Consider the following 16,667-nt stretch of genomic DNA (forward strand, 5'->3'; position numbering starts at 1 on the left):
CACACGTTGAAGCAAAAGGCACGACGGCATTTTGAAACAAGCGTGTGGTGGCGGGGTAAATTTTATCGCGGTGTGTTGCGAGTATGTGGTTCGACTACTTGACTATCGGGGGCTAATGGGTGACCCCTATCTTGTCTTGTGACCCCTATCTTGTGACCCCTATCTTGCGGGGTGAGACCGTGCAGGCTGACTGAGTTTGTCTTGCTGGGTGTCGTGTATCAAACCTCTCAAGACAAGGCGATCAGGTCAGAAATGTCGTAATGTGAGACCTGACTCCGACGTTCCCCGACGTTCCCTGACCCCGGCTTTCCCTGTTAACAAATATCTAGTTGAAATCAGCTTGAATTGATTCAATTCCAGCAAGCGCTGTTTTTAATAATTGCTGTCTATCTTCGATTTTTTCTCGAATGTCAAAACTCTTCAAAGCCGGGCATTTTGCAAGAAGATGAATTCCAACATCCGTTATGGACGCATCCACAATGTAAATTTTTTCCGTCTGCATGAGCATTCCTGAGTCACACATTTTTTCGACAAATAAGTCATCAATATCTTCACCAACAAGCCAAATTTCTTCCGCACACTTCAGTGTAAAAAATTTTGATAAATCACGAACTGGAAAAATCGGTGATTTACTAGCGATATTACTAAATGCATCGAAAAATCCGCGCCGACTACCAACTCCGCTCAGACGTCCATCAAGTAAAAACTTCAAATAACCGTTAAAAGAATTACTCGTCGTGATGGTGCAGCAATTAATAACCCCTTCCCCATACCATTCATATATTTCGCAATAACCCGCCGCATGCTGTTCGTAACGCAACAAAACTCCATCGTTACTCCACCATGTATCTGAAATGACCTCTCCATCAATTAACAAAGCCTCACGCTCACAGTAATTTCCATCGAACGAGTAAGCAACCCCGCTGAAAGGTTTCTCTTCATAGCAAGGTATTTCATAATCCGACATACTAGCTGTTAAATCAACATGAAGAAGGTCGCTCCGGTCATCGAAATAACGAGAGAGGTAGGGCATTTCTATCTTCCCATCTTGGACTATCCATGCGCAAATAGTCTCATCGTCAAGTTTTTCATATGACACGCCGGAGAATAGCTCTTCATCATGGTAAATCAAACCATTCTTGTTAGTCATTGCATTTATGAGCATTCGTCTCATTGAAATAATTTCCTACCAGTAACAACATTAATTTGTGGCGGCAAAATCCCCCCGCAATTACTACATGCAAGAAATGGACCTCCTTGCATACCACTCCCGCTCGTTTTCCCTAGTTTGTAGGTTACGACACTTATGTCCCCATTCATCAAGGCGCCAGCCGGGTTCACTAGCTTGTTGTATAAATCATTTGCTGCTTGTACTTCTGCGTGCAAGCCCGGAACACCAGCTTGCTGTGCAAATACCTTTTCACTGGACACATAATCTCGGATTTGTTGAGCAGTTAAGCCATTTAGCTTTTGACCACTTCTTGCATAAGCATCTCTCACACCGCTTATAAAGGCATCTGTATCCGAGATTGTATACTCTCCGTTCACACCAGCGACTCGCTGCACACCGGGGAATTCGCCCATAGCACTAGGAATATTCTTAAATCCTTTGCTCATGATACCAGCAGATGCCGAACCAGCACGAGCATACGCAATCCCGCCCTTCCCGCCATTGGCTATAATATCGGCCGCTTCGCTAGCGACTTGCGACTCCATCCGAGCGACAAACACGTTTGCCTGGCTAGCTTCCAAACCACCAATTCTCGGCCCCATCTTCAGGTCAGCATTTAACCCAGCCCTAATGGTGGCATCAAGCTCTGAACGCAATAAAGTAGTTTCACTATAAAGCGCTGTTTTAGCTGCTGTCCATGCTGGTGCAACAACACGCACACCAGCCCTTACTACCAAACCACCAAATTCATTAACTATGCCATCTTGCAAACTTAATGCTTGTTGATAATGCCAAGCCCCCGCATGAACGGGACTAAGAATTCCGCTTTTAGCAATTGGCGCCTGTGCAGCCCAAGCTTGAGGACCATTCGCAATAGCCACTCTTTGCTGCTCAAGGGCAATTAATTTTCTTTTCTCATTTATGCTTCGAGATGTCTCTTTGAAACTCCAATTCGGCATACTCATTTGCCAACTAACGTCGGTCGCATGCTCTTCATCCAGTGCTCTTATTTCATCAGGAGTCAATTTCTTGTGACTGATTTCAACAGTTTGCATTTCAGTTTGATACAACGTCGTCGTGTCGTTACCCTGTACTAATGTGCCATTTACCCCTTTTGCACTACTTGCTGGCTCTGCTCTGAATCGAAAACGCGATGGATACTTTGAAGCGTACGGATCATACTCGCCCCATGAACCATTACTTCCTGTCGCATTTTGCACAGCAGGATTCAAAATATCATCTATATATGGCACGTTAACCTTTTCGAGTTCCCCAGGCTTAAAGAATGTTGTAGAAGGTTCTTTTATACGTGCTGCGTAATCACTCCTGTTGCTCGTAGCTAGACTCTCACCGAGAGCATTGCCAAACGCATCTCTTGCAATCTGCGCCATCTCAACTCTACCACCACGCATAGCAGCAACTGTCACACCCGCAGCAAAGCCACTTACTGTACCGCGTGCTACGTTACTCCCGAAAGACTCCATATCAGCAAATACTTTATTTGTATCCAGCCAATCGCCCACCTCTTTACCAACCCCAGCACCAGCGGCAGAAGCCGCCACATTGCGCCAGCTAAAACTGTCTTGTAGGCCAGTGGCAATGCCTATGCCTTGGGTAATCGCACTGCCGAGTGCAGCTTTCGCCATGACGTTCATTGTTCCGGGATCAAAACCGGGTAATGTTGCGGGCAACCCAGTACTGATACCTGCGCTGAGCGCCGACAGCGCTACTGATTTCCAGTTGAAGCCATCTTGCATATTCATTGCGATTGCTGCGCCTTGACTTACAACAGAACCCACCGCTGCGGAGGCAGCTGCCAGACCCCAGCCTGCAGCCGCTACTCCAACACCGCCACCAGCCAAGGCAGTTGCACCGGTGGTCATGATGACGCCCATAGAGCTCCCCGCTAATCCTGCCGCACCTTGTGCCATCAGGATGGAAGCCGCCCCTGCCGTCATAATGGTAGCAACAATCGCAATCGCGGCGATAATGATCATCCCCATGCCGCCACAACCATCCTGCCCTGCAGGCATAGGCATGTTGGGCGTGGTATCACCAATGATCTCACCCGGGTTGTATGGCCTGAAGGTATCGACCCTGTTACCACCAGATACTTCCCTGGCCGGTATCAGCAGCTTGGCACCACTTTGCGGTTCGGTGGTCGCCAGGCCATTGGCGTCAGCGATCAGATACCACAGCGTGGCATCGCCCCAGACTGCTTTGGCTATGCTTTGTAGCGTATCTCCTTGTTGGGCGACGTAGATGCTAGGGCCGCTGCCTGCCAGTGCACTTTGCTTGACATAGCTTTGGTTGATGGTGTCGCTGACGTAGTCTTTGCTACTGGTGCCAATGATCTGGTCATTGATCAGCAGGCTGTAAGTGTTGTCACCCAGTTGCTCTTTGCGCAGGATGTGGCCAGCTGTATCAACAAACAGGTTGCGTGTGTTGCTGGTCTTGGTGCTGTCTGTCACTTTAATCAGGTGACCATTGACGTCGTAGCTATTGACGGTAGTGGCTTCACCACCGCCACGGTTGCCAACAACTTCACTGGCCTGGTACTGGTCAAACTGGGCAGATGCATCGTAGTGATAGCCCACGACAGTTTTGGTGTCCTGAGTGTAAAGAGTCATCCTGCCTGCGTCGTCATAGTGGAACCTGGTACCACTGAACTCTGCGCCTGCAATGGCGGTATGCACTTGCTGGATATCAAGCTGATTGACTTTGTCTGTCTGGTATTGGTAGATAGTGAACTCAGCACTGACACCGGCATCCTGGAAGGATTTCTTGAGGTCGCTATTACCACGGATCTGGTTGATGAGGTCATTGCTGACACCACTGCGGACGAGCTGGCTGTTGGCGTTGTAGTAGCGCTTGTCTATTTCAACACCGTCGCGGCTGATGGTGTTTAACCTGCCTATGGTGTCATAGGTGTAGGTCTCGGTGATGTTGCCTGCGGTAGTGCCTGTCATGGTGACGGGGATGCCCAGGACGTTGGCAGAGGTACTCGTGATTTTTTTACCGTAGCTGGTGTCACTGAGGCGGCGGCCTTCGTTGTCGTAGGTGAACTGGTGACCTTGCTCGGCACTGATGCCGATGATGCCATCGGTCTTGACGCCGTCAACAATGACCTGGCGGTTCATGGCGTCATAGGTGTTCCACGTTGTCTTGATTTGCTCCTTGCTGTTGATCTGGTTGCCGCCTACGGTGTTGACGAGTTCGCCATTGGCATTTGTACTGGCTGCGGTATCGGTGACGTAGTAGCTCGATACCATGGTGCGGTTGCCATTATTGTCATAGGCGTAGGTGAGCGAGTAGCGGTCTGTCTGGACAACGGCCAGGCGGCCAAGTTTGTCGTAGGACAGGTGGTTGTCCTGTAAGACGCTGACGTGGGTGTTGTTGACCTGGGTGACGTTCTCTGAGAGACGGTTACCGGCAACATCGTACTGATAGTAGGTGTAGGTACTGGTACCAGCATCCTGGATGGTGAGGACCTGGCCTAACTGGTTGTAGGTGGTTTTGATGTCTTTTTTGTAGATGACACCATCACCATGTTCGCCTACGACCTGGTTGTAGTAGTTGTAGTCGTACTGGGTGGTGTGTCCGCCCAGGTCTGTCTTGCTGACCAGACGGCCTGTGGCGATATCGTAGACCCAGTTCTTTTGGCCATTGATGGCGTCTGTTTCGTTGACTTTATGGTTCAGTGCATCGAAACGGCTGGTGGTCTGGGTGCCATTGCTGCCGCTTGTATGGGATTCATTGTCGGCTTTGATTACGTTGCCACGCAAGTCGTACCAGGTGCGCAGGATGCCGCCTGCGGCGTCTGTGGTCTGGATGCGGCGGCCCAACTCATCGTATTTGTAGCTGATGGTGAGTTGTTTGGTCGCTTCATACTCTTCACCGCCATCGTAAATCAGGTTGGTGGAATGGTAGACATCGACTGCGCCAACCTGTGTCTGCGAGCTGACACGGCCCATGGCGTCGTATTTAAACGTGGTCTGGTAACCGGATGCATCGGTATAAGACGTCCTGTCGCCAAAGGCGTTGTAGTCCTGGCGGGCGACGTGGCCATCCGCACGGTGTTCTTCAAGTACGTGACCGTTAGCATCAAGGACATTGAAGCTGATGTTGCCGTTGGCATCCATGGCGCCGATTTTTTGGCCGAGGCTGTTGTAGGCATCGGTTATTTTGATGTCTTTAAAGCCATCGTTACGAGTGGTTTCTATGAGGCGGTTGTCGCTGTCATAGTGGTAGCGGGTCAGCAGTTTGGGGTCGCGTACGTCGGTCGCACTGAGTACATTGCCCCAGCGGTCATTGGTCTGGATAACACTGTTGTAACCAGCAGGCGCAATTGGTGTACTGTTGCTGCCGTTATTGATGTTGAGGGTGGGAATCCAGCTGATATCAGCCGCCTTTGGTATCTGGCTTATTCTGCCTATGTCACCCATGGCTTGCAACGCGGCCAGATCAGCTGCGATCGCCAGACCGGCGGCGACCGAGGCGGCTGTTTTGAGTTGATCAAGATTGCCCTGGTCAACCTGGCCAGCATTAGTCAGTTTGGTTTGTTCAAGTACCGCCAAATGATTGAGTGCTGACGAGAGCTTTTCATTAAAGGATTTTTGATTGAGCCTGAATTGTAATTGTGTCGTCGCGTCAGCGCTGGCGCTGGCTGGGCTGTTTTGTGTGTCATACAGAATGCCGAGTATGACTTCTGCACGGGATTTTGAACCCAGTTGTTGCAACCAGTAATTTCTGCCTGCTGCGTCAGGTTGTTGACCAAAGGCATTGGTATATATTTTGTTGATGAAGTCGGTATCATTGAGACTATAGGCTTCCAGTGTGTGGGCTGCGTCGCCGCTAATCATGTTTTGGACAAACATTACGCGGTCTGCCAATGGTGCATCAATGGCGGGAATGCGTTCTGCCCAATGATCAAATCCATCCAGATCAGCTTCGCGGCCAAACATCATGATGAACAGGCTAGCTACTTGCGTGCGTGCGTACACTGCAGGTTTGGTATTGAGGGCTGCATTGATACCTGCTGTAGCATTATCTGCAGTGACATTGGCAAACAATGTGCGGGCAACGCCAACGGAGTCACCATTCATGGTCAGTGCATAGGTCAGGCCAACGGCTGTCTTATTCGCCAGCAATCTTAATCTGTCTGCACTTGCCTGATCAGCGGTACCGTTACTCATGGTTTCACTGAGAATTTCGTATACAACTTGTCCACGAGTTTTGGTGGACAGGTCATTGATGTGAGTGGCGATATTTTTGCTATCAGTGCTACCTAAATTGCTATAAATCAAATTGACGAAGCTGGCATTGCTTAAACCAGCAGGCAAGTCACCTGGCTTGGCACCGTCCAGCATAAGCTGGGCAATGCTGCTGAGGTTTGTACTGCCGACGCTTGCACTCCAGTAACTGAGACCTGAGGTTTCTGGCGCGCGGTTAAACATTAATGCGTATAAGCGTGCAACACTCTTTTGTGCTTCCGTCGCAGAAATTGTTGGTGCAGTTGATACGCCATAAACTGCACTTGCATTTTGGTGCGCGATGTCAGACGCTATTTTTGCCTGGTCAAATGTACGTTGTGCGTCTACCAGAACCTGACCATCACCATATTTGGCAGGGATAAGAACGGAATTAATAAATGCCTGTTGAACACTCTGGAAATTCGAAATGAAAGTAGCGACTTTTTGATCAAAGAGCCTGCGACTTGCAAACGCAACCGAGATGACACTGGTTTCACTGCTCAAGCCACTGATCAGGCTATTGAACACATTGCCTATTGCCGCCTCACCACTTTGTCTTGCGGTATCCAGACGTGAAGCCCAATACGACTCACCGTTCAGCGGATCTGGCGCTGTACGCCCTAACGCTCCGTAATAAATACTCTGGATGAGGCTATAACTACCGACTGAATTCAGATTGAGTTCACTATAAATTTTGCCTGCAATAGTATCTACCGTCTCTTTGCCAGTTGCAATGCCATCTATCCAGCCACCCATCTTAACGGTAAAAGTGGGGGCAATATTCTGATTATTCGTCAGCAGCATAATGACTTGCAGTATGGATGCAAGATTTGTCGCTGTTGCCGTAGTGGTCGGAATAGAGATGTTTGCGCCAGCGGTTCCTGCAGCATCTTTTAATGCTAAATAGCGTTGCAATGCAAGCGAAGCATCGGAGGCAGTTTTTGTCACCGCAGCATTGGCAACAGCCAACGCATTGCTAGCGTTGCTTACTGCATGCGACACTGCCAAATTTACTTTACCAATAAATTTATCACGCGTCGCAAGGAACTGCGCATCAGGATTCTCGTTATTTAAAACACTGAATATCAAAGCGTTGAAAATAGCGCCTTGGGTCTGTGCTGGTTCAGCTCTTAATTTGTTAGCCCAATAGGTGACGCCTGCTGTATCGTTATCGAAGCGGCTGAGGCTATTCGTGTAGATACCAGCCATCAAGACATTTGGATCTTTTTTATCCAACCCTTCATTTACATAAGTATTGGTGTCGTGGTACATGCTGGTGGCAATATCAACGATCTGCATACCTTCCTTCATGCGGGTCACCCAATAGGCAACGCCAGCAGAGTCAGGATCAGTACGGTTGAACAGCAAAACGTACAGCTGCAATACTTGCTTCAGATGCTCAGGATTGGCCTGGGAAATTGCGTCCAGTGCTTCACTGGTTTTTTTCGCAAATTTTGGCGCATCTTCTGCCAAACCTTTCTTGACCGTGTAATCAGAAAGTGCACCGACCAGGGTGTTCATTACATCGCCTGATGGCGTCGCATTACCGCCAGCCGGTTGCAGGCCATTGACTTGATTTTGAAAATAGGTAACCCAGCCGTGGGCAGCGTTAACGGCTGAAACGGAATTATCAAAAGCAGTCTGGAATGACGTTATATTGCCAGCGGCTAAATCGTATCTGGATTTTGCCTCATCGAAATCACTTATCGCCTGGGCATCTGTCGGTGTGCTCCTGAGTCGATTTTCGGCCTCGGCCATGTACCCTTTTCTCTCACCCAGGGTTTTATTCGCCAGCGCTAATGCAGCAGTCGCATTATCAAAGTCAGACTGCGCACGCGCTATGATAACTGCACCAGCGTCTTTGCTTTGTGTGCTTACCCTTTGCAGATTTGCGTATCCTACATACGGCCCCTGATAAGCCTCATTTAATAACCCATTATAGAAAGTATAGATCTGTTCAGCCTTGTCTGGTCTGCCCAATGGGTCTGGATAAATACTGTTGTCATCAGGTGCATTTTGCAGGGTATCAGCCCACCAAATTGCTCCAGGATCACTACTGGAGAGATTCAGCGCAGAGCTATAAATACGGCTGAAGAAACTTGACGGAGAGAGGTAATTTACTCTACGTGAAGGGTCGAAGTACATAGCGTGTATGACTTGCTTGACGGTCATCCTGCCACTGTCCAGAGTCGCCTGCCAATACTGCACACCTGCCAAATCTGGATTAGCCTCACCAAAAATTATGTTGTACAACTGGTAAATAGTTAATCTGTTTGGAGATGTTAATGGTGCAGTAATTTTCGCAAAGGCAGCAGAAGCATTTGCAGCAGTAATTGTATTGTCGTCGACCGTTCTCTGTGCGGCATCGCGATCATTCGTTTTCTGTGTCAAATCAGAGGCCGCTGCCGCGTAATTATCGGCAGCCGTTTTCTTCGCCGTTTCCAGAGCATCGCGTCGGTCTTTCAGGCGCTGCACATTGTCTTGTGCGTCTTGCAGAGCTTTTGCTGCACCTTGTTGATTTACTTTTGCCAAGCCTTCTTGAATCTCGGCTTCAAGTTTTGCTTGCTGTGCTCTTGCCAGTGCTGCCTGATTTGCAATTGCATTGTCGGCTTGTACAGCCGCATTGGCAAATGCAACAGCACTGTCGGCGGATTGTACTAAAGCTGTCGCCAGGCTGAGATCTTTGTCTACGATTTTTTTCTGTTCAACCCATGTGTTCAGGTTGTTTTGAGCTGTAGTCAGATCATTGTCGACTTTTGTGAAATCAGTCAAGGTTGTCTGCAGTTGTGCTTTTGCGTAGGCTAACGCAGCTGCACTAGCCTCATAGGCAATCATGGATGCGGCTAACTTAGTCGCATCTGCCCCCTGTTGGGCTTTGGCAAGTTTGTCAGTTGCAGCCGCTACATTTGCTTTGGCCTGTTGCAATGCCAGGCTCGCACTCATGGATTTCAGGTCTGACTCAACGGCTGTCAATGCGATTGTGGCTTCTGTAACGTCACCGCCACCAAGCGCCACAAAATTCATGCCAGTGGCTGACTTAAGTGCAAACACCTGTCTGGCATAGCTACTGAAATTAGCTGAACCGGATGGGTTGACCAGATCGTTGATCATGCGTTCCAGCACTTCGCCTTTGCTTGCGGCACCAGGCTGCCCTGCCACATTCAGTTCCTTTACCCATTGATTGCTGTCCGTGACCGACGCAGCATCACCACCGAGGGTGTTGGCATAGATTTGCTTGACAAGGTCAATGTTGCTGACCGTAGCAAACTTGTCAGTCCAGATCGCATTGGCGATTGTGCTGAAACTGATGTTGCTATCGAGATTGCTTTGCTGCAGCCAGTATTTATAACCTTTGGGATCTGGAGCGCGGTTGAACAGCATGACGTATAAGCGTGTCAGGTTCAGTTGTTTGTTTTGCGCAGCATTGAGTTTGGCAAATACAGCATTGATCGCAGTCAGTGTGTCTGTCGCTGTGACCAGAGCATTGATCGTGGCCGCATCCTCGACACTTCTTAAGCTAAAGGAATTGGCATACAACATACCAACATTGACACGGTTATTGAATAACTGTTGTGCCTGCCGCGATTCGAAATCGACGTTAGTATTGCCAACAACTTTATCGATGAGACTCAGAATGACTGTCGCTTTTTGCGCGAGGGTCGTCGTTTTGTTCAATTCACGCAAGAAATCCGATTTTGCTGCTGAATCTTTCCAGTTCAAGACTGTATCAAAGAGGGTATCGGCAATAACATCATTTGATTTTCCAGCCAACGGACTCTGGCTCAGAATGACAGTAGCCTCGTCATTAATGGTGCGCGATTTGGTCTTCAACTCACCAGCATAATAATCGAGGCCAGCAAATTCAGGGCTGCGATTCAGCAGCAAGACATACAAGCGAGTCATTTGAAGGCGAGCCTGGGCATCGGTAACCAGATTGCCGACGCTACCAACTGCCAACGCAGCGGTCGTATCGGTTGCGCTCACTTTCAGCAGGATTTGAGTCGCTACATTAATGTCATGACCTTTTAATTCGGCGCCATACGTTAAGGCAACTGATACCCGGTTGTTGAACAACTTGCTTGATTCAATAATTGCAGCAACGTCACCCGTGTAGGCAACGGTGCCACGGATAATGTCAGCAACAACACTGCCGTGAGCATTAGTGCTACCACTATTCCACTGTGCCACCCAATAGGTTTTGCCAGCAGCATCAATATTTCTGCCAAGCGCGCCAGTATAGATGCGATCCAAGATAGCATCCACAGACAGATTGACCAAGTCTGACTGATTCAGCATGGCTTGGGCTATCTGATCCAGGGTCTTTCCATGGGAAGCATCGACCGCGGCATTGAGTTCAGTATCTGTAGGTGCACGGTTTAGCAATGCAACATACAACTGCGCAATTTTTATACGTTCATCACCATAACCAACGGTCATATTGCCGCTGCTGTGAGAAACCACTGCATTACTCTGCGAGTAATCAACTTCATACTCGTAAATTCCCTCAGCCAGGGCACGGTTAATTCCTTGTGCATTGCCTGTGTCTGCTACGTATTTTCCATCCTGAGGATTGAAAATATAGAAGTTGCCAAAATTGGTGAGCTTGCCTTCCGACCAGTTGACATCTCCTTTGACACGGTAACGCAATTTCGGCGTTGTGTTGAGATCTATTGGCGCAACTATCTGGAGGATGGCGTTATTGGAATTACTTTGGGTTGGCCCCAGCTTGTTGACTGTAATCCAATGGCCAGTAGCGTCCTTTTTGCTAATGACAATTTCAGTAATATTGTCTTGTGCAGCAAGAGCCCAGGCTGGATCATTATTCCAGAAGACTTCCAATACACCCTTTGCCTGCATGGCTTCATAGACTTTATCAATACGGCCTAAGGTCGGTGATCCGCCCTGTGGATCCAATTTTGTCTTGAATTGGATACTGACTTTGACATCACCATATCCCCATGTGGACATATCCGGCATCGTGATCTGCACGTTGTTGTAGCCAGTAAATGCACTGTTACTGACGTCACTTGTCTGCCCTTTAGGCTCATTAGGGTCATGTCTACCATTGCTAACATTAGTGCTATTGTTATCGATGGTGCCAATCACCTTGTAACTGAGCGCTGAGCTTTGTGCAGTCACTTCCAACTTGCTGCTGTTGCCAACATTAGGAAGCTGTTTTTCAATGACATGGCCCAAGTGGTCGTAGCGTGTGACAGATGAGGTGAACTGACCATCTGTCTGAATACGTGCGGCAACCGCACTGGCATCGGCAAAACCGTTGAGGTCCACAGCACTGGTTACTTGTACTGTATTGCGACCTTCCTGATCAACCAGCATGACTTTGGTGATACCACCACTGGTGGTACGCCACAAATGCCCTTCATTGTCGTATTCATTGAGCAAAGTCGTTTTGCCGTTGACGGCTTGCCTTTGCAGTTCACCAAAGGCATTGTATTCATAGCGGGTTTCTGTCGTATCACTGCTGCCAGCGACACCAAGTTCTACCGTGCGTGTCAGTTTGCCAGTGGCATCATATTCCATACTGACCATGGCTGAGGTGTCAGAATTGCCGACGACCTGACCATTGAGGTCCGTCACTTTGCGTTGCTGCGCGACGAGGTTGCCGTTGGCATCATAAGACTGGTGGCTGCGTTTGTCTGCCGCATCAACACTATCGGTCACTTTGCCAAAAGCATTGTATTGTGCATAGCTTTCACGTACATCTGCGTTAGCCGTACTTGGCGCAATGATGGTCGCAGTCTGCCACACTATTTGCTGGCTGGCATTGGTGAGTACGAGGTTACCATCGTCACGCAAACGCAAGACCATACCACTGCCGCTGGTGGAAGATTGCCACAAAGGGGCACCTGCATGATAAATCACCAGATTACCGTCGGTCTGCACTGCAAGACCTGTGCTACCGGATGGTGCATGTGTGCCGCTTTGCCATATGAGACCTGGTGCGCTGGCATTGCCTTGTTGCCTGTCGTACATGACCAAATTACCATCCGCCTGCATGACAAGCTGGAAGCGGCCATTGGCTGAGTACAGTGCCTGGCCTTCAAGCAAGTTTTGACCGGCATTCATGCTACCCATATACGTCATCAACGGATTACCGGATTGACTTCCCTGTGTCATGGGTGTTTGGGTTGTTACTATCGCATTGCCATAGGCATCACGCTTGTAAACGGTATAAGTGCCGGTATTGCTGGTACCACTGCCACTTGAAGTTGTCGACGCAACCCGGCCAAGCATGTCGTAGGTAATATAGCTGGTCCGTGTGATCAGGCCAATATTGCTGATGCCTGAGCTTGCGCGGCCACTGTCAATTTCTTGTTCTGTCGTTGAGACGAGATTACCAAGTTCATCGTAGCCGTACTGCGTTTTGACTGAACCATGTGCATTAACATCTGTGCGGTTAACGCTGCTGAGCTGGGAGAATTCGACATTGAGCTTGGTTTCACTGATCTTGCGGTTGATCAGATCGTATTCATAGTGAACGCCGCGGTCACTTGCTCCGCCAATGAGAGAAACATCTGCCACCGGCAAACCAGCATCACTACCCGTCCAGCTCGCTGCAAGGCTGGCATAAGCCGCCGCAAACTCGACGTGCGAAATAACATTGCCGTAGGCATCGAACTGTTGACGGGTGAGGTAGTTTTCTGCATCCAATATGGCAACTTGCTGGCCACGCTGGTTATAGGCATAACGGGTAGTGGCGATGTCAACACCTGCCTGCAAGAGGCTGCCATTGGCGTCATACACATTGCGCCCAACTGCTGCGCTGCTGAGTTCGCCAAATGCATTATAGGTATTGGTGGTGACTTTGGCCTGGTATTCATAATGCGTACCATCTGAGCCGTAAAATACAGACTCAGTCACTACTGCAGCTTGGCCAAGCTGGTTGTATTGGGTTTTGATCTGGCGATCTTTAGCACTGGCTAGTGGCACTATTTGCGCCAGGGCCGGTGCTGTTTCGCTGCTGGTGTCGCGCTTGTCGTTGGCGTAGCGAATCAGGGATTCTACTTCACCAAAGGTATTGCGTTTGTATTCAGTCAAATAGCCATTGGCGTCAATATCGAACCTGACGCGTCCCAACTGATCATAGACTTTGTAGCTACGCTTGCCAGCCACATCAATATTACTGACTGCATTGCCCAGTGTGTCATAGGTGACACGGGTAGTCAGTTGCTTGCCAATAATGGTAACGCCAGTGTTGCTGTCAGTCACATCGACTGGCGGATAGGTAACGCCGATCTGGCGACCCAGCGCATCATAGGTGTATTCGGTTCTTCTTTGCTGATCGCTGTTGCTGGCTTCAATACGGGCTTTGAGATTGCCTACAGCGTCATAAACAAAGCGTGTTTCCAGCGCAATCATGGCACTGCTGGAGGACTTGGCGCCGTTTTTAAGATCAATTGTGGCAACTTCAACTGCGGGGGCTTTTTCTGTTTCCAGGCGGCCTACTGCATCGTAGGTATAGGTCCAGGTGGCCCCTTTTTTATTGGTGAAACTGTCCTTCTGACCAAGGCTGTTATAGGTGTACTTTTCAGTAAAGCCCATTGCATCCGTGGTCTTGAGCAAATGACCGGCGTGGTCATACTCATATGAGCTGATGCGGTCTTTTGCTGAGGAACTGACTGCGGCCTGGATGCTGGCTAAATTGCTGTTCGCAACTACAATTGGCTGGTCGTATTGCGTTGTTGATTTAAGGTGTGTGCCTTCGTAGGTATTTTTTGTGACATAGCCTTGCGCATCGACGCTATAGGCCAGGCGATTGGCGGCATCATAGGCAAAGCGTGTCGTGCGGTCTTGCTGGGCATTGACTTGCACCTGGTTCAGATAGGTTTGAGACGTTGCGCCAACTGCCAGGTTTGCTGTGCTGACACGGTTTGCATAGGCTGTCGTGTTGGTGACATTGCCATTGCCATCATAAGTGCTGGACGTGATGCTGCCATCTGCTGCAACGCTGACCGTCAGGCGGTTCATGCCGTCATAGGCAAACCATTGTGTGCGGTCATTGGCAGGATTGACACCATCGCCACTGGTTTTCTTGATGACGTTATTATTGACGTCATACACATAGCTGACGACACCACCGAGAGCATCTACGGTGCTGATGACGCGGCCATCTTTGTCGTAAGTATTGGTGCTGAATCGGTCTTGCGCGGTTTCTGCCGGGATCAGTGCTTCCAGTGCGGCACGCGTAGGCTGTGCGCTCAGGCCTGTGAGGTTAACTGCAGTGGCGTAGCGACGGACGGACTTGACACGGCCGTTTTCATCATAGGTAGTACGTTGTATACCACCAGCTGCGTCCAGCACCAGTATCTGGTGGTCTTCGCTATCGTAAGCAAAGCGGGTGACGTTGTTCAAGGCATCTTTGCTGCTGATGACATTGTTATTGGCGTCGTACTGGTAGCTGCGCGTTAGCGTTGTGCCTGTATATTCTTCTATGCGGCGACCCAGTTTGTCAAAGACGTAGCGCTGTACCAAGTCTTGTGTTTCACCTTTTTGGGTGACTTTGAGGGTCTTGCCGCGTTTGTCGTAATCGTATTCGGTCACGAGCTTCAAACCATCAGGATCAACGGTTTGTTTGATCAACTGGCCTTTGAGGTCGTATTCGAGTTTGGTCTTGACGTTGTTCGGGTCAGTGATTTCGACTTGCTGGCCTTTGGCATCGTAGACATAAGTAGTCACCAGAGGCGCGCTGCCTGCAATGGTCAGGGTTTTGCTGATCAGGCGGTTGGCGTCGTCGTAGGTATAGGTGGTTTTATTGCCGTTGGCGTCTGTGCTTTCTTTAAGCAAGTCGGCATTATCGTAAACGTTTGACGTGAAGAAGTTATTTGTACCATCGGATGTACTTTTTAATTTGAGATTGCCATCTCTGTCGTAGGTAACGGAAGTTGTATTACCTTTGCCGTCAGTCGACGCGGCAACTTGACCATAAGGATTAACCGTCGTAATGACGATACTTCCCTCTGCACTGGTTTGTTTTGTTTCAGAAAGAAGTACAGTATTTTTATATGAATACGTTGAAATATTGCCTTTGGCATCAGTCAAAGTCAATGTTTGATTAAATGCGTTATAACTAGTCTTATTGCTATGGCCACTTGCCTGATCAATGACCTCTACTGCACGACCCAAGCGGTCAAATATTTGAGTCGTTACATTGCCGTTAGCATCAACTGAACGAATGGCACGACCAAAGGCATCATAGTCAGTGTGAACGGCTTGCTTGATACCATTGGCGTCCTGGATTGTTTCAGTAACCTGACCAAGCTTGTTGTAACTGGTTTTGCTGACTACATTTTCTGTATCACTGATAAGACTGGTAATACTGGTACGCTCACCAAATTGGTCATAACTGTAAGTTGTGGTGATACCCTTGGCATCCGTCGTGGTCGCTACACGACCATCCAGATCATAGGTCAGATGCTGGACACTATCGAGTTGGTTATTAGCGCTGGCGGCAAGACTTTGAGTCAGGGATGACGTGATCAAGCCACCGGCTAAACTACTGACATTCGTGAGACGAGTGCCATAGGTAATGGTATCTGTCAGTTGACCAAGATGGTTGTAACGATTTTCTGTCACTTCACCAAGGGCATTGATGGTGTGAGTTAAGTGACCAGCCTGATCATAGTAAAACAGAGTGCGGTGACCGTTTTGATCTGTACTACTGGTACGGCGGTTGCCAGCATCATAGGTATGGTTCGTGCCATAATTTTGCCATGCTGTCGCTTCAGAAATTGCACCCGTGTTGAGTTGCCACCCGCCGATGCCAGACATCTCCCCAATTACGCGCCCATATTGATCATACTTCAGATTTTGAAATCTGCTTTGCCCGGTTCCCGGATTAAGTTTTTGACGAACAAGCCAGCCAGTGTTGTCGTCATAAAATGAGGTTGTAACAGAACCACTGGCAGCTATACTGGTCTGGGCACGGCCAAGAGCATCATAGGTTTGTTTTGACACCAAATCTGAAACGGCATCCGCCACTGGTTTGACGCTTTCCCAGGCAACATTCGGGCTTACGTTATTCGCTTTATTGTTGTAACGGGTCGTCTGCGCCAGTTGTCCATCCAAGTTGTATTGGTACTCAGTAGCATACCCTTCGGCATTAACGCTTCCAATTAATTGGTTCTCAGCATTGTAGAAGTTGTAGCTGACCGCATCCGCTGCCGGATTTTGGGTGATGAGTCCGCTCAACTGGCTATTGACCTGCGCACTCTTGTTCTGCGTCG

The 16,667-nt window shown here is 49.0% G+C and carries 2 protein-coding genes; both read right to left on the reverse strand.

What is annotated here, in order from left to right:
* Nucleotides 1–325: 325 nt before the first annotated feature.
* Nucleotides 326–1,174: a hypothetical protein gene (locus ACO0LD_RS31280; protein WP_423013386.1), complete on the reverse strand. Its 849-nt coding sequence runs from the start codon at nucleotides 1,172–1,174 to the stop codon at nucleotides 326–328.
* Complete coding sequence (locus ACO0LD_RS31285; RefSeq protein WP_423013388.1) at nucleotides 1,171–16,632, reverse strand: DUF4214 domain-containing protein; 15,462 nt, start codon at nucleotides 16,630–16,632, stop codon at nucleotides 1,171–1,173. Before ACO0LD_RS31285 ends, ACO0LD_RS31280 begins: the two co-directional genes overlap by 4 nt.
* Between the last annotated feature and the right edge of the window lie 35 nt (nucleotides 16,633–16,667).

This window comes from Undibacterium sp. Ji83W, from assembly GCF_049340385.1.
Lineage (GTDB): Bacteria > Pseudomonadota > Gammaproteobacteria > Burkholderiales > Burkholderiaceae_D > Undibacterium.

Coding starts and splice junctions, on each gene's coding strand:
- ACO0LD_RS31280 (WP_423013386.1), bottom strand. CDS start 1,174: ATGAGACGAATGCTCATAAATGCAATGACTAACAAGAATGGTTTGATT.